At 68.5% G+C, this 15866-nt stretch carries 16 protein-coding genes; 5 read left to right on the forward strand and 11 right to left on the reverse strand.

What is annotated here, in order from left to right; translation table 11 throughout:
• The first annotated feature begins 21 nt into the window (after positions 1-21).
• On the forward strand, positions 22-513 hold the full coding sequence (locus tag KB201_RS01785; protein WP_065631996.1) for a hypothetical protein: 492 nt from the start codon (positions 22-24) through the stop codon (positions 511-513).
• 101 nt (positions 514-614) lie between these two features.
• Positions 615-1112, forward strand: coding sequence for a DUF4395 domain-containing protein (locus KB201_RS01790; RefSeq protein WP_065631995.1), 498 nt, complete (start codon positions 615-617; stop codon positions 1110-1112).
• Between the two features lie 11 nt (positions 1113-1123).
• Here the strand turns inward: KB201_RS01790 and KB201_RS01795 are convergent, their stop codons facing one another.
• From KB201_RS01795 to KB201_RS01845, 11 genes are all read right to left on the reverse strand, one after another.
• On the reverse strand, positions 1124-1300 hold the full coding sequence (locus KB201_RS01795) for a hypothetical protein (RefSeq protein ID WP_171011688.1): 177 nt from the start codon (positions 1298-1300) through the stop codon (positions 1124-1126).
• 30 nt (positions 1301-1330) lie between these two features.
• Positions 1331-2278: a Ppx/GppA phosphatase family protein gene (locus tag KB201_RS01800; RefSeq protein ID WP_078112122.1), complete on the reverse strand. Its 948-nt coding sequence runs from the start codon at positions 2276-2278 to the stop codon at positions 1331-1333.
• Positions 2275-2811 (reverse strand): DUF501 domain-containing protein, encoded by a 537-nt coding sequence (locus KB201_RS01805; protein ID WP_058250805.1) that lies wholly within the window; start codon positions 2809-2811, stop codon positions 2275-2277. The genes KB201_RS01800 and KB201_RS01805 overlap by 4 nt, the downstream gene beginning before the upstream one ends.
• Entirely contained in the window at positions 2808-3482 is a 675-nt protein-coding gene (locus KB201_RS01810) for a septum formation initiator family protein (protein ID WP_058250806.1), read from the reverse strand. Before KB201_RS01810 ends, KB201_RS01805 begins: the two co-directional genes overlap by 4 nt.
• Before the next feature lie 12 nt (positions 3483-3494).
• The gene (gene eno / locus KB201_RS01815; RefSeq protein ID WP_058250807.1) at positions 3495-4778 is read right to left on the reverse strand and encodes a phosphopyruvate hydratase; all 1284 of its coding nucleotides are present in this window, start codon (positions 4776-4778) and stop codon (positions 3495-3497) included.
• Between the two features lie 184 nt (positions 4779-4962).
• Positions 4963-5751 carry a lytic transglycosylase domain-containing protein gene (locus tag KB201_RS01820; protein ID WP_058250808.1) on the reverse strand — a complete coding sequence of 263 codons (789 nt, stop codon included), beginning with the start codon at positions 5749-5751 and terminating at the stop codon, positions 4963-4965.
• Positions 5752-5928: 177 nt separating this feature from the next.
• Entirely contained in the window at positions 5929-6858 is a 930-nt protein-coding gene (locus KB201_RS01825; RefSeq protein WP_374193862.1) for a formylglycine-generating enzyme family protein, read from the reverse strand.
• Entirely contained in the window at positions 6855-8777 is a 1923-nt protein-coding gene (cysC, locus tag KB201_RS01830; protein ID WP_078112123.1) for an adenylyl-sulfate kinase, read from the reverse strand. Before cysC ends, KB201_RS01825 begins: the two co-directional genes overlap by 4 nt.
• Entirely contained in the window at positions 8777-9766 is a 990-nt protein-coding gene (gene cysD / locus KB201_RS01835; RefSeq protein ID WP_264186743.1) for a sulfate adenylyltransferase subunit CysD, read from the reverse strand. The genes cysC and cysD overlap by 1 nt, the downstream gene beginning before the upstream one ends.
• Positions 9763-10572: a Stf0 family sulfotransferase gene (locus tag KB201_RS01840; RefSeq protein WP_058250810.1), complete on the reverse strand. Its 810-nt coding sequence runs from the start codon at positions 10570-10572 to the stop codon at positions 9763-9765. Before KB201_RS01840 ends, cysD begins: the two co-directional genes overlap by 4 nt.
• Positions 10573-10712: 140 nt before the next feature.
• A complete protein-coding gene (locus tag KB201_RS01845; RefSeq protein WP_211538197.1) occupies positions 10713-12119 on the reverse strand; it encodes a sulfatase in 1407 nt (468 codons plus the stop codon).
• A gap of 324 nt (positions 12120-12443) precedes the next feature.
• Between KB201_RS01845 and efeU the strand changes: the two genes are divergently transcribed.
• Genes efeU through efeB form a run of 3 tightly spaced genes read left to right on the forward strand, consistent with a single transcriptional unit; the run spans position 12444 to position 15864 of the window.
• Complete coding sequence (efeU, locus tag KB201_RS01850; protein WP_249144936.1) at positions 12444-13343, forward strand: iron uptake transporter permease EfeU; 900 nt, start codon at positions 12444-12446, stop codon at positions 13341-13343.
• Positions 13340-14548 carry an iron uptake system protein EfeO gene (gene efeO / locus KB201_RS01855; RefSeq protein WP_211538199.1) on the forward strand — a complete coding sequence of 403 codons (1209 nt, stop codon included), beginning with the start codon at positions 13340-13342 and terminating at the stop codon, positions 14546-14548. The genes efeU and efeO overlap by 4 nt, the downstream gene beginning before the upstream one ends.
• Positions 14545-15864 carry an iron uptake transporter deferrochelatase/peroxidase subunit gene (gene efeB, locus KB201_RS01860; RefSeq protein WP_211538200.1) on the forward strand — a complete coding sequence of 440 codons (1320 nt, stop codon included), beginning with the start codon at positions 14545-14547 and terminating at the stop codon, positions 15862-15864. The genes efeO and efeB overlap by 4 nt, the downstream gene beginning before the upstream one ends.
• Positions 15865-15866: the final 2 nt, after the last annotated feature.

Consider the following 15866-nt stretch of genomic DNA (forward strand, 5'->3'; position numbering starts at 1 on the left):
TGCAGGGGGATTCCCGAAGCGATGGTCGACAGCATCGAACGCAACAAGGATCTGTTCCAGGAATTGATCGAGTCCACGGCCACCCACGTCGGCCGGATAGCGACCATCATCACCGGAGCCGTCGCGGGCGTGACCCGCGAGATCGGTGAGATCGTGACCGACGGGTTCGAGATGCGCGAGGCGGCCCGCAAGGCCAAAGCCGACGCCCACCCGCGATACGACGCGAGCGGCATCATCGACGCCGAGTTCGCGGACGCATCGTCCGAGGTGGACACCTCGGCCCCGTACGCCGAATCCGAACAGGCCAGAGAGGTGACCGGAGTGGACATGGACGAACTGCCAGACCGCATCGACGTCGGTGAGCAGACCGGTATCGACCAAGAGGGCGAGGTCTCCCGCGAGGCGGAACTCGCCTCCGACGGCGGCGAGACCGACAAGGACGAACCGGACGTCGACGACCCGCGGGACATCGCCGCGTCCGAGCCGCGAATGGACCCGACCGCAGGGTCCTGACCGGCACCGATCGATTCACCCTGGGCGCAATCGTTGCCCGATGGGGCCGTCGCACGTACCTTGGTCGGCGATTGTCCCCGCTCTCCGGAGGTTGTTGCCCGATGTCGGTGCGCTCTGTCCTCACGTTCCCGAACCCGGTCAACGACTACGCCGCGCGCAGTACCGCCGGGTTGGTCGTCGTCCTCGCGATCATCGCGGTGTCGGTGAACACGCCCGTGCTCTATGGCATCCTCGCCCTGGGGTTCGCGCTGCGTGTGGCATCGGGACCGACCCTGTCACCTTTCGGGCAACTCTCGGTGCGCTTCCTCGTGCCGAAGATCATCCGCAAGGAGAAGCTGGTCCCGGGGCCGCCCAAGCGGTTCGCCCAGACCATTGGCCTCGTCGTCAGCGGGACCGCCTTCGTGCTCAGCCTGCTCGGCTACGGGCTCGCCGCCCAACTCGCCACGGGCGTGCTGATCGCCGCCGCTACGCTCGAGGCCGTCTTCGGCTTCTGCCTGGGCTGCACGATCTTCGGATTCCTGCAGCGCCGCGGTGTCATCCCCGAGTCGGTCTGCGAGGCGTGCAACAACATCTCGCTGCGCGATCCGGCTGCCGTCTGATCCGACGCCGCTCAGCCGTCGGACTTCACCGAACGGTCGGGAACGGTCATGGCCATCATCATGATCTCGGTCTCGCTGTAGTCGCGGCCGGGATGTTCGGCGGCGAGGTGGGCCTGGACCGACGGCACGAAGTCGGCTTCGAGGGCCGTGATGGACTCACCGCAGGGGCAACGCAGGTTGTATGCCATGCGACGCATGGTAACTGGATCGAGCATTGCTCAGTCGAGTATTCCCAACGCGATCCCGTCGAGGATGTCGTGTTCGCTCACGACTAGTTCGTCGATACCGGCACTTTCCGACAGCACTCTCGCGAGCTCGAGGGTGATCAGTGATCCGCCGCCGATGACGTCGACGCGCCCGGGGTGCATCGGTCCGAGCGCCGCGCGGTCGGCGCGTGTCATACCGATCAGGTTCCGGCAGACCCGGTCGAGTTCGGGCAGCGAGATCGTCGACAGATGGATCGCGTCCGAGTCGTACTCGGGGAGGCCGGCACCGAGCGCGGCGAGCGTCGTCATCGTGCCGGCGACGCCCACCCAGGTGCGAGCGGACTGAACCGGCACCGCGGCGAACGCCTCGGCGAGACGTGCGCGTGCGAATTCGGTCGCCGCGGCCAGCTCCGCCGGCGTGGGCGGGTCGGACGGCAGAGCACGCTCGGTCAGCCGAACACACCCGATGTCGGCCGAGTACGCCGCGGTCACACCGTCCGCATCGCCCAGGACGACTTCTGTCGAACCGCCGCCGAGGTCGGTGACCACGAAAGGCCCATCCGCCGCATCCAATTCGCCGACTGCCCCGCGGAACGACAGCCGCGCCTCCTCGTCGCCGGTGATGACCTCGGCGATCGCGCCTGCGGACACGCACCCGAGCAGATCGGCGGTCATGGCGAAGAACTCGTCGCGATTCGACGCGTCGCGGGTCGCGGAGGTGGCGACCATCCGCACTCTCTCGACGCCGAGCGCTTCCATCGTGTCGACATAGTCGCTGAGGGCGACCCGCGTCCGCTCGATCGATTCCGCGGCGAACATCCCGGTCGCGTCGACGCCGTAACCCAGTCGGACCACACGCATCTCACGATGGAGATCGACGAGTCGCCCGTCCGGGCCCGGCTTCGCCACGAGCAGGCGGATCGAGTTGGTGCCGCAGTCCACGGCTCCGACGACGGTCACTCGTCGGTCCCCGTATCCGACGGCTCGGGCCAGTCCTCCGGAATCGCGCTGCCGCGCAACCCGTTCGCGGCCGCGAGCGCCACCGCCTCGTCACCGAGAGGATTGAGCCCGGGGCCCTTGGCCAGGGAGTGCGCGATCAGGACGTGCAGGCACTTCACCCGGTCCGGCATACCGCCACCGGTGAAATCGGTGCCGAGGGGTTCGATCGCGTCGCGTTCGGCGAGATAGTCCTCGTGCGCACGGCGGTACGCCGCGGCGAGTTCGGCGTCGTCGTGCAGGCGCGCGGTCATGCCCTTCATGACACCGGCCGACTCCTGGCGGCTCGCCTCGGCGGTCAGACGCGGATCGGTCAGGTAGTACAACGTCGGGAACGGTGTGCCGTCGGGCAGCCGGGGCGCGGTCTTGACGACCGCGGGCTTCCCGTCAGGTGTGCGGTAGCTGATCTCGAGGACCCCGCGCGGTTCGCGTCCGAGCTGGGCGGCCACCGTGGCGAGATCCTCCGCGGAGACACCGTGGCCGGAGGAGGAGCTCACTGCACGCCGGGAGGGGTCGACAGCGTGTCCCAGAGATTTCCGTACCACGGTGCGCGGGCGCGCTCTTCGGCACGTTCGGCGGCCTCGCGCCGTGCCTCGTCGGCGGGGAACAACATCACGAGCGGGATCTCTCCTGGTTTGACGAACTGCAGGCGCGTCCGCGCCTGGGCCTCGATGTAGGCGGGATCGTTCTGCTCGTTGACCTTCTGCTGATAGTCCGCGACCTCGCGTTGCAGCTGCTCGTTCGACGCGGTCAGCTGACGGAATTCCGAACGCTGACTGAAGTACGTCCGCAGCGGCATCGCGAGCGTCAGTGCCACCACGCACACCACCACGACGGTGATGACGAGCGTCGCAAGGCCGGCCGGGGTCATCTCGACACCACGCAGGCGGGCGCCGATGCCGGCGCGGGCCGGACGTCGGCGGGTTCGAGGCACGCGCTCCGGCGCCACCCGACGGACCCCGGAATCCGAGGTGTCGTCGGCGACCGGTGCGTCGAGATCGGCGGGAACCTCGTGCCCGGCCGCCTCGACCGCTTCCTCGGGCGCCGCCGACGACGCAGGACGAGCGTGCCGCCGCGTGCGACGGGCGCGTTCGCGTGAGCGCGCGTCTACCCGACGATCGCGCCCACGCTGACGCCCGTCACCGCGGTGACGTCGCTGCGAAGCCATGCAGACAGCTAATCACGAACCAAACGAGAAACGCGGGAAGGCGAGGTCGCCCGCGTACCGTGCCGCGTCGCCGAGTCCTTCCTCGATCCGCAGCAGCTGGTTGTACTTGGCGACGCGCTCGGAGCGGGCCGGAGCGCCGGTCTTGATCTGTCCACAGCTGCAGGCGACGGCGAGGTCGGCGATGGTGGTGTCCTCGGTCTCACCGGACCGATGACTCATCATCGTCTTGTAGCCGTTGTTGTGCGCGAGTGCGACGGCGTCGAGGGTCTCGGTCAGGGTGCCGATCTGGTTCACCTTCACGAGCAGCGCGTTGGCGATGCCCTTGGAGATCCCCTCCTCGAGACGCTCGGGGTTGGTGACGAACAGGTCGTCACCGACGAGCTGCACCCGGTCGCCGATCGACTCGGTCAGCTTGGCCCAGCCGTCCCAGTCGTCCTCGGACAGACCGTCCTCGATCGAGACGATCGGGAAGTCGCTGATGAGCTTCTCGTAGAACGACACCATCTCGTCGGCGCCGAGTTCCTTGCCCTCGAGCTTGTAGGCACCGTTCGAGAAGAACTCGGTCGCTGCGGCGTCGAGCGCGATGACGACGTCGCGGCCGAAGTTGTAGCCGGCCTTGCCGACCGCCTCACCGATGACCGCGATGGCCGCCTCGGTGTTGGGCAGGTCGGGGGCGAAGCCACCCTCGTCGCCGAGTGCGGTGCTCATGCCCTGCTTGCTCAGGACGCCCTTGAGGGCGTGGTAGACCTCGGCACCGCACCGCAGCGCCTCCTTGAAGGTCGGCGCGCCGACCGGGGCGATCATGAATTCCTGGAAGTCGATGCCGTTGTCGGCGTGCTCGCCACCGTTGATGATGTTCATCATCGGCACCGGCAGGATGTGGGCGTTGGGTCCGCCGATGTAACGGAACAGCGGCAGCCCGGCCGATTCGGCCGCGCCCTTGGCGACCGCGAGCGAGACACCGAGCAGCGCGTTGGCGCCGATACGGCTCTTGTCGGGGGTGCCGTCGCAGTCGAGCAGTGCCTGGTCGACGAGGCGCTGTTCCTCGGCCTCGATCCCGATCACGGCCGGGGCCAGTTCCCCGAGGACACCCTCGACGGCCTTGGTGACGCCCTTGCCCAGGTACCGGTCGCCACCGTCGCGCAGTTCGACGGCCTCGTGTTCGCCGGTCGACGCCCCGGACGGCACGGCGGCCCGGGTGAAGGTGCCGTCATCCAGGACGACCTCGACCTCGACCGTCGGGTTGCCCCGCGAATCGAGAATCTCACGCGCACCTACCTGCTCGATGATTGCCACGGTTGCACCCCAATCTCGGTGGACGAGTTCGTCGGCGTGATCCCAGGAGATGTGTCCTCCGACGGGGCCGCCTACGCCGACGACGGCCGGGTCTGGTGCCGGCCGATAGGCAAGAGCCTAGTGGCTGCGCCGAAGCCGCACGTGACAAGGTCGACGCAAGCGCAGAAGGCCTTCCCGGCAGGGTTCAGAAGCGGACGTTGATCGAGTAGGCGTTGGCGTGATCGCGCACGTCGAGGACGTAGGCCATCGAGTTGTTGTAGGTCCGGACGGCCTTCTCCCACCCTTCCGGCGTCGTCATGTCGTTGCCGGCGGAGACACACAGATAGCGGGCCGCCGAGAGGGCGGCGTCGTCGATGTTGTCGGGGTCGGGGACGCCGTCACCGTTGGCGTCGACGCCGTAGCGCTTCCACGTCTCCGGGATGAACTGGAACGGCCCCATCGCTCGATCGTGGGTGGCGTCGCCGTCGAGTGCGCCGCCGTCGGTGTCGAGGATCTCCATGTTGCCGCGGGTGCCGTCGAGTTTGACGCCCCGGATGGGCGGGTTGACGTCGCCGTTGTCGGCCACGTCGGAGCCGCGGTAGTGGCCGTGTTTGCTCTCGACGCCGGCGATCCCCGCCAGCGTGGTCCAGTTCAGTCCGCACTCGGGGTGTTGCTGGCGCTGGATCTCGGCGGCGTTGCCGTAGGCCTGGAGCGAGACGACCGGGATACCGGTGGACTCCGCGATGGGCACGGCCCAGTCGTGCATCCTGTCCGCGGTACGCCCGGGTGCGTTGATGTCGATGTAGGGCTGGGGCACGCCCGCCCCCGGCGGGATGCCCTCCGGGATGTCCGGCCTGGTCAGCGACGGCAGGTCGATGCAGCCGGCCAGCAGCACCGACGACGCGACCGCCACGGCCGAGGCCATGAGGCCGTTCCTCCACGGGTTCGGCCGCCTCGACTCCCGACGCGCCGCATCCCGGCCCTCCACACGCATTCCTGCCCTACTCCCCTCTCCGGTCCGACGACTTTCGGGCGGACACCGCCCGAGGGGAACCACGATCGCACAGCCGATCGGGTCTCCCGGAAATCGACACACAGTCTGCTGATCCAACTGACCACGGCGGAGTTCGGTTCCCAGCGACGTGTGGACGGGTTGTCGGCCGGATGGATGTCAGCCGGCCGCGGGACCGACGGTCCGGAACCCGATGTTGCTCGCCGTCGACTCCGGCGTGTTGTGAGATCGCGCGGCGACCCGGTAGCGATGACAGTACGAGTCGTGGCAGAGATGGCTGCCGCCCCTCAGGACGCGAGCGCGGCCCCGCCCCGGCCCGCCCGGATCGATGCGTTCGGAGACGCGGTAGTACCGCGCGCCGAAGATGTCGGCGCACCACTCCCAGACGTTGCCGGCGCACTGGTACAGGCCGAAGCCGTTGGGCTCGAAGTCCCGCACGGGCACGGTACCGACCCGGGCGGTCGGCGCATCCGGGAACTCGCCGCGAAAGATGTTGCAGCGGGGCGCTTCTGCGGTGGGTGGTTCATTCCCCCAGGGGTATCGGGCCCCGCGCAACCCACCCCGCGCCGCGTTCTCCCACTGCGCTTCGGTGGGCAGGACACGTCCGGCCCAAACGCAATAGGCCTGCGCGTCGCGGTGGCTGACGTGGACGACGGGGTGGTCGGCCAGATCGTCGACCCGGCTGCCGGGACCCGCCGGGTGGCGCCACGACGCACCTTCGACGGCGAGCCACCACGGCGTTCCCGGCACGGGTTCGCCCGGCGCGGTGGCGTAGGTGTAGAACACCGCGGAACCACCGAAGCGCTCGGCATCGGTCTGGTGTCCGGTCGCCGCGACGAACGTGGCGAACGCGGCGTTGGTCACCGTCGTCGCGTCGATCGAGTACGCACCGAGCTCGACGTCGTGCACCGGTCGCTCACCGTCGGTGCGGTACCCCTCGTCGAAGGCGTCGCCCATGGCGAAGCCCCCGGCCGGGATGTCCACCGTCTCGATCGGGTGCACTCCGGGACCGCCACCGGCGTGCTCGGCCGGCGGGAACGGCGCACCCGGGCCGCCGTGCGCGGGTCCCGGGGGATGACAGCAACTCACCCCGCCATGATGCCGCGATCCATCAGCGCACCGAGGATGAGCGACGCCAGCCGGTCGATGTCCGCGCCGGTGGTGTCGAATCGCAGATCGGGGCTCTCCGGACTCTCGTAGGGCGCATCGATGCCGGTCAGCCCGCGGAGTTCGCCGCGACGCGCGCGTTCGTAGAGGCCCTTGGGGTCACGGCGTTCGCATTCGGTGACCGGCGTGGAGACGTGGACCTCGATGAAGTCGAGGTCGGCGGCGCGGTGCAGTTCACGCGCGATCTCCCGGTCGGAACGCAGCGGCGAGACCATCGACGCGATCGCGATGACCCCGGCGTCGGCGAAGAGTCGGGCCACGTGGCCGACACGGCGGATGTTCTCCGCGCGGTCACCGGCGGAGAAGCCGAGGTCGTCGGAGATCCCGTGCCGGATGTTGTCGCCGTCGAGGAGGTAGGCGACGCGCCCGCGGCTGACGACGGCCCGCTCGAGCGCGACGGCGACGGTGGACTTGCCCGACGCCGGTAGACCGGTGAGCCACACCGTCGCTCCGCGCTGCTGGGTGTGCGCCCATCGTTCCGCACGCGCCAGCGAACTCGGATGCCATTTGATGTCGTTGCGCGTCGCCTTACCCGGGATGACCTCGCGCGGCTCGAGGATCGTCCCCGCGCCGACCGTGTCGTTCGAGGCCTCGTCGATGAGGATGAACGCGCCGGTGTCGCGGTTGCTCGCATAGGGGTCGGCCGGCACCACCGACGACGTCCGCAGCGTGACGGTGCCGATGTCGTTGAGCACGAGCTCACCGGGGGCGACGTGCTCGATGAGGGTGTCCGGGTCGAGGCGCCGCTCGAGGGACTGGACGGTGGCGCGGACCGTCGACGGGCCGTGCTTGAGGGCGACGCGGTCACCGGCCCGCAGCGGCGAGTTCGACAACCAGCACACGTGCGCATCGATCTCGCGGGCCAGGACCGGTACATGCGCTCCGTCCGCACCGCTCACGATGACGTCGCCGCGACCGATGTCGATGTCGTCGGCGACCTGGATTCCCACCGAGAGAGGCGCCACCGCAACGTCTCTCGTGGGATCGAGGGTATCGAGCGCCGTGACGGTCGACCGGCTTCCCGACGGCAGCACGACGATCTCGTCACCGACGCGCAGTGTTCCGGAGGCGAGCCGGCCGGTGTAGGTACGCCGGTTCGACTCGCTGGGACGCGACACCCACTGGATCGGAAGGCGCAGTTCCTCGGTCACCGGCGCGGGCGCGTGGAGCTCGACGTCCTCGAGGTACTCCAACAGCGTTGTCCCGGAGTACCACGGGGTGTTCGACGAGCGGTGCACGACGTTGTCCCCGTGCTTGGCGGCCACCGGGATCGCCGAGATCTCCCCGATCCCGAGTTGCACCGCGAGTTCGGCGAGGTCGGCCCGGATCTCGTCGAAACGGTGCTCGGAGTAATCGACGAGGTCGATCTTGTTGACCGCCGCGATCACGTGCGGCACGCCCACGAGAGTTGCGATCCGGGCGTGGCGTCGGGTCTGCCGCAGCAGGCCGTGCCGGGCGTCGACGAGCAGGATCGCCACGTGCGCGTTCGACGCCCCGGTGAACATGTTGCGGGTGTACCGCTCGTGTCCGGGGGTGTCGGCGAGGACGTAACTCCGTGTGGGCGTGGAGAAGAAGCGATAGGCGACATCGATCGTGATGCCCTGTTCGCGTTCGGCGCGCAAGCCGTCGGAGAGGGCGGCCAGGTCGACATCACCGTCGCCGTCGGTGACCGCGGCGAGATGATCGGTCGGCAGACTGCCGGTGTCGTGCAGAATCCGGCCGATGAGCGTGGACTTGCCGTCGTCGACACTGCCCGCGGTCGCGATCCGGAGGAATTGCCTTGCGGACGTGCTTGTTTCGTCACCGGCGGGGACGACCGGCTGTGGCGAGGTGAGAGTCATCAGAAGTATCCTTCGCGCTTGCGGTCTTCCATGGCGGCGCTGGACGTGCGGTCGTCGGCGCGGGTCTCCCCGCGTTCGGAGACGGTGGATTCGCTGATCTCGGCGATGATCTCGGCGATCGTGGTGGCCCGCGAGCGCACCGCCCCGGTGATGGTCAGGTCACCGACGGTGCGGTAGCGCACCCACTCGGTCCGTACCTCTTCACCGTCGCGGGGCCGTGAGTACTCCGAGACCGAGAGCAGGATGCCGTCCCGGTCGAAGACCTCCCGCTCGGCGGCGAAATAGATGGAGGGCAGCTCGAGGCCCTCGAGCTCGATGTAGCGCCAGATGTCGGTCTCGGTCCAGTTCGAGAGCGGGAACACACGCACCGACTCCCCACGACGGATCCGCCCGTTGTACAGCGACCACGGTTCGGGTCGTTGGGCGCGGGGATCCCATTGCCCGAACTCGTCGCGGAAGCTGAAGATGCGCTCCTTGGCGCGGGCACGCTCCTCGTCGCGGCGGGCGCCGCCGAACGCGGCGTCGAATCCGCCCTCCTCCAGCGCATCGAGCAGGGTGCGGGTCTGCAGGCGGTTCCGCGAACCCGACGGGTCGGTGGACTCGGCGACTCGTCCGGAGTCGATGGACTCCTGGACCGAGGCCACGATGAGTTCGATGCCCTCGGGATTCTCGGCGGTCGGCGCGACCCGTCGGTCACGGAATTCGATCACCTCGTCGAAATTGTGGCCGGTGTCGACGTGCATGATCGGGAAGGGCAGGGGCGCGGGCCGAAATGCCTTCTCGGCCAACCGGAGCAGGACGATGGAGTCCTTGCCGCCGGAGAACAGCAGCACCGGCCGCTCCAGTTCCGCCACCACCTCGCGGATGATGTGCACCGCCTCGGCCTCCAACACCCGGATGGCGGTCACATGGTCGAAGTCGTCGGCGTCCCCGGGCCGGGCCCGGTCGCCGGTCGCCCGGTCGAGCGAGGTCTCGTCTACAGCGGTCACAGTGGGTATCCGTTTCGTTCGGCGTCTTCTCGATAGCGTCGGGCCCACTCCTTGGACCGCGAATTGGACTGTGGCTTCAGCGGTGGCGGCGGCGCCAGCTCCGGGTCCTGCCCGATCTTCTCCAGCACCAGTGCGGTCGCCTTCGTGGGATCGGTGACCAGGTCCCGGAACCCGATCTCGAGCGGTTCGATCCCCTCGGCGGCGAACCAGTTGCGCCACTGTCGTTCCTGGTCGCTCAAGATGCCGGCGAGATGGGCGATACCGCCGGCGTGATACACCGCCTCGTCGTGCTCGTCGGTGTCCGAGCCGTCGTGCCGCCACACGCGGGTCTGCACCGCGCGCCACATCGACACCGCTTGCGGCACAACATCTTCTCGATGGACGTGCACGTAGAGCGGATCGGCTCCGTCGAACAGCCAGCGGACGGCGCCGCGCAACGAACCCGACGCGACCCGGCTGCGCGAGATCAGCAGCGGAGTCTGGTTCCACATGAGCTTGCCGCCCCACACCCCGTTCGGCGTGCGACCCGCCGCCCGCACGTCCGAGCGCCAGGTGGCCGAATCGCGGGTGTCCACCACCCCGGGATCGAGTGGCTCCAGGAGCTCGAGGATGGTGGGATCGCTGACACCGGCGAACCATTCACGCGGCTGCGGAGCCGCCGAGGAATCCGAGAAGTACTGGAAGAACTCCTCCGGACGACCCGCGACGCCGGTCGCGGCGAGCGACTCCACCAGCAGCGTGCTGCCGCTGCGCTGGCTGGCACACACCAGATAATTTGCCGGTCCCGACGAGGACTTCGCTGACATGAAAGACGAGTCTAGCGAGCGGGAAAAGCACCGCAAGCTGGCCTTTTACGCGCAGCCGGGTCGAAACCATTGACACCGAGACCGCGCTGTGGGTGTCGTGAGATCGCGTGTCCGAGATGACGCTTTCGTGCCGACGCCCCTCAGCGCTCGCCCGATGTGATGTCCCCCGCCAACTCGCGACGGGCACCCAGCGGACGCCGGGACGGCAATGCCTCCTCCTCGGCCTCGACCTGCGCCGCCTTGGCGTGGAATGCGTCCATGAAGGCCTCCGCCGTCGCCGTGCCGGCCGCTTCATCGGGCAAGTCGTCATGGGTGCGCTCGCGCCAATCGGCCAACGCCCGCGCGAGCTCGTCCCGGACATGCGCATACGACGGGTCGTCGGCGAGGTTGTTGCGCTCATGCGGATCGGAACGCAGGTCGTAGAGCTCGACCCGCGACCGATCCTGTTGCACCTCTTGCCGATCCAGCGACCGCGCCGACAAACTGTCGGCGATGTCGAGCGGGAGCAACAACGCCGGCCGCGCCGCGTAGTTCTCGATGTAGCTGAAGTCCTTGGTGCGCACGGCCCGGATCGGGTCGAAGGCATCATGGTAGGTCTTCTCGGTGAACACCTCGGTGCGAACGGCCGTGGATTCGGTTCCCACCAGCGCGGGGGCGTGCGAGTCACCGTCGACCGTGTCCGGGATGTCGACGCCCACCAGGTCGAGCAGCGTCGGCGTGAGATCGACCCCCGAGAACAGATCGTCGTAGACCGTCGGCGTGATCCCCAGCCGCGACGGCGGGCGCATGATCAATGCGATCCCGGTGCCCTCTGCGTACAGCGTCGATTTCGCCCGTGGGAACGCCAGACCGTGATCGGTGACGAACACGATCCAGGTGGAGTCGTCGAGACCGAGTTCGGCGACGGTGTCGAGGAGCCGGCCCACGGCCGAGTCGGCCTTCGTGATCGAGCCGTGCAGACCCGCCAGATCGTCGCGCACGTCGTCGGTGTCCGGCAGGAATCCGGGCACCGCGATCGTGCTGGTGTCCGCCGGCTTGTACTCGTCGACCGGGTAGGGCCGATGCGTCTCGAAGAAGCCCGCGGTCAGGAAGAACGGCCGATCGTCGTGGGCATGACGCCGCAACCAGTCCTGGGAGCGGTCGACCACGTAGTCGCATCGCGAATCCGACACGTCCACCGAGTCGAAGCCGAGCCGGCCCGGGTCGGCGCTCTCGTGCTGCATCCCGAAGAGCGCCGATCGATACCCGGCGCCGCCGAGGAGCGCCGGGAGGGTCTGCACGTCCGGGAAGTACTCGAAGCCGTGGTGTGCGAGGCCGACGAGACCGTTGCCGTGCGGATAGCGCCCGGTGAACAGGGAACCGCGGGCGGGCGAGCAGAGGGGCGCCGTCGCGTGCGCGTCGGCGAACCGGATACCGGACGCGGCGAGGTCGTCGAGCACGGGACTCTCGACGCCGTCGGCGCCGTAACACCGCAGATGGCGACCGAGATCGTGCCAGTGCACCAGGATCACGTTGTCACTGTGCGCGGTGCCGGGGGTGGAGACCATGCACCCATGATGACCCAGTTGATTCTCGTCCCGGGTGCCACCCGTTCGGACCGATTCCGACAATCCGCTCACCGCACAGCGAGACGACATCAAATCATCGTGGGTGAAAGTCCAGGCCGGGCGGGAATCCGCGGACACAGGCGGCCGAACGGGTCGATTCGCCCTATCCCGGACGTCGTTTCGGGTCTAACGTTCATGGTTGGTTAGCCTCAGCGAACCTTCGAGCACGAGGGGCACCGAGAAGGGACGACTTTCGTGACACTGGTTGCGGCGCATGGCCGCTTGCTCGCAGCAGCGGGCGACGCGCCTTCGACGTTCACGCAGATGTTCGGCAGTGGCTTGATCGGGTTACGCGAAGGGCTCGAAACCGGCATAGTGGTCATGGTTCTCGTCGCGTATGTGGTCAAGACCGGCCGGCGAGATGCGCTCAAGTGGATCTGGTCGGGCGTGGCCGCCGCGGTGGCGATGGTCGTCGTGGTGTTCCTGGTGATCCACTTCGGCACGTCGACCATGACCCCGCTCGCGGCCGAGACCATCGCCGGGATCGCCTCACTGGTCGCGGTCGTCATCGTCACGTTCATGGTGCTGTGGATGAGCAAGGCCGCCCGGCACATCTCCACCGATCTCAAGAGCGGGATGTCGCGGGCACTCGTCGCCGGCCGGGCCTCGGTGATGGGGTTGGCGTTCCTCGCCGTCGGGCGGGAGGGGTTCGAGACCGCCCTGCTGATGGTCGGCTACGCCGAGAGTGTTTCCGGCGGATTGTGGCCGCTGATCGGCTTGCTGCTCGGGGTCGTGGCCGCGGTCGCGCTGACCGTGCTGATCTACCAGGGCGCGATCCGACTGGATCTGCGTCTGTTCTTCATCTACACCGGGGTCTTCCTGATCTTCGTGGCGGCCGGGATCCTGACGTACGGCATCGGCGCCCTGCAGACCGTCGGGTGGCTGCCCGGGCACGGAGCCGTCGCCTTCGACATCTCCGAGGGTTACGACGCGTCGTCCTGGTACGGCACCGTGCTCGGCGGCATCTTCAACTTCCGGCCCGACCCCACCGTCCTGCAGGTCGTCGCCTGGGTCGTGTACGTGGCCGTCGTGCTGACGATCTTCTGCCGACGGCAACTGACCCCGGCTACCGAAGCCTCCCCCACCGGCACCTCCGCACCGGGAACGACGACCACGCAGAACCCCGCATCCGCGGAATCCGCAACCGAAAGGAACCCTCAGTGAATCGCAGAACCGTGATGGCCGCCGGCGCGGCCGCGGCACTCGTGTTGCCCGTGCTGCTGGCCGGCTGCACCCAGAAGGCCACCTCGGACGGCGCGATCACGGTCACCTCCACCAACGATGCGTGCGACCTGGCGAGCAGCGAGGCGACCACGGGCGACGTCGACTTCGCCGTCACCAACTCCGGCGACAAGGTCACCGAGTTCTACGTGTACGGCAACAACAACCGTGTACTCGGCGAGGTCGAGAACATCGGCCCCGGGCTGTCGGGCAACCTGAGTGTCGAGATCGTCGAACCCGGCACGTACACCGTGGCCTGCAAACCCGGCATGGTCGGCACCGGTATCCGTACCGAACTCACCGTCGGCGGCGAGCGCAAGGAGAAGGCCGACGTACCCGCGGACGTGACCGCCGCGAAAGGCCAGTACCTCGAGTACGTCCGCAACCAGCTCAACACCCTGCACGCGCAGGTGACCGCCTTCGTCGGCAGCGTCAAGGCGGGCGATCTCGACGCCGCTCGCGCCCAGTTCGGGCTCGCGCGCACGCCCTACGAGCGCATCGAGCCGGTCGCCGAGTCCTTCCCCGACCTCGACCCCGCCATCGACATGCGTTGGGACGACACCGAAGACGGCGCCCAGCCGTTCACCGGCTTCCACCGCATCGAACGTTTCCTGTGGCCGCCGCAACCGGCCGAGATCGGCGATGCGCCCGGCCAGATCACCCCAGCCGATGCACAGAACGCGGCCGCCACCGACAACCCGCAGACGATTGCGCCGGTCGCCGACCAGCTGCTCGCGGATGTGACGAAGCTCCGCGACGAGGTCAACGCACCCGGGTTCGAGTTCGAGACCGGGTCGTTCGTGAAGGGCCCCCAGGCGCTCATCGACGAGGTGGCCGCCACCAAGATCGACGGCGAGGAAGACCGCTACTCCCACACCGACCTGTGGGACTTCGCCGGCAACCTCGACGGCTCGGAGACCGCGATCGCGACACTGCAGCCGATCATCGCGGCGAAGGACCCGCAGCTGATGGACACCATCACCGCCCAGTTCGCCACGGTCCGCGACTCGGTGAACACCTACCGCTCCGGCGACGGGTACGTGTCCTACACCGAGGTCTCCGCCGACCGGCGCAAGGCGATGTCCAACCAGATCGACGCCCTGTCGGCGACCCTGTCGCAGGTTCCCGGGATCGTGTTGGCCCAGTGAGTGATCCGGCCCCAGACCCCCGCGACGCGGAGTCCGACGCCCCGCCCCGGTCCCCACGGCGCGGGTTCTCCCGCCGCGCGGTGATCGGCGGCGCCGGATTGGTCGTCGCCGCGGGCGGGGTCGCGATCGGGCGGGCGTCCGCGTCCTCGGAGTCCCCGCCCACCCAGATCGTCGACTTCCGCGGCGAGCGCCAGGCGGGCATCATCACCGCGGCGCAGGACCGGCTCCACTTCGCGAGCTTCGACGTCGTCACCGACTCCCGCGCCGACCTCATCGCGATGCTGCAACGCTGGACCGCGGCGGCCGAACGGATGACCCGCGGGGAAGAGACCGTCGACGACGGCGCGGCCGGACTCGGTGACTACACACCGCCGGCCGACACCGGCGAGGCACTGGGCCTCGGTGCCGCGAACCTCACCCTCACCATCGGTTTCGGTCCGGGACTGTTCGGTCCCAGCGCCGCCGACCCAGCGCGCCCCGACCGATTCGGCATCGGCGATCGTAAACCCGCTGCCCTGCAGGATCTCCCCGGTTTCGCGGCGGAGAAGATCGAACCGGCACGGTCCTACGGAGACATCTGCATCCAGGCATGTGCCGACGATCCTCAGGTCGCGGTCCACGCGATCCGCAACCTGGCCCGCATGGCCTTCGGCGTGGCCGCGGTGCGGTGGTCCCAACTCGGTTTCGGCCGCACCTCGTCGACCACCCAGTCGCAGTCGACCCCGCGCAACCTGTTCGGATTCAAGGACGGAACCAACAACCTCCGGGCGGAGGACACCGAGCTGCTCGACCGCTGGGTGTGGGTCGGCGCCGAGGACAACCCGCCGGCCGCCCGCTGGATGACCGGCGGTACCTACCTCGTCGCCCGACGTATCCGCATGGACATCGAGCCATGGGACCGCGCCCACCTACTCGAACAGGAACAGATCGTCGGCCGCACGAAAGCGGCCGGCGCACCGCTGGGACAGACCGACGAATTCGACACACCCGACTTCGCGGTCACCTCCGGCCGCACACCGGTGATCCCCCGCGACGCCCACATCCGGCTTGCGCATCCCGACAACCTCGGAGGTGTCCGGATCCTGCGGCGCGGGTACAACTTCACCGACGGCTCGGACGGATTCGGCCACCTCGACGCCGGCCTGTTCTTCATCGCGTTCAACCGCGACACCGGCCGCCAGTTCGTCCCGATGCAACATGCCCTGTCCCGCAAGGACGCGATGACCGAGTACCTCATCCCCAACGGGTCGTCGGTCTTCGCGATACCACCCGGACTCGCCCCCGGCGAATGGTGGGGACAACACCTCTTCGACTGATC

The organism is Gordonia sp. SCSIO 19800 (assembly GCF_018132775.1).
In the GTDB taxonomy this organism is placed as follows: domain Bacteria; phylum Actinomycetota; class Actinomycetes; order Mycobacteriales; family Mycobacteriaceae; genus Gordonia; species Gordonia hongkongensis.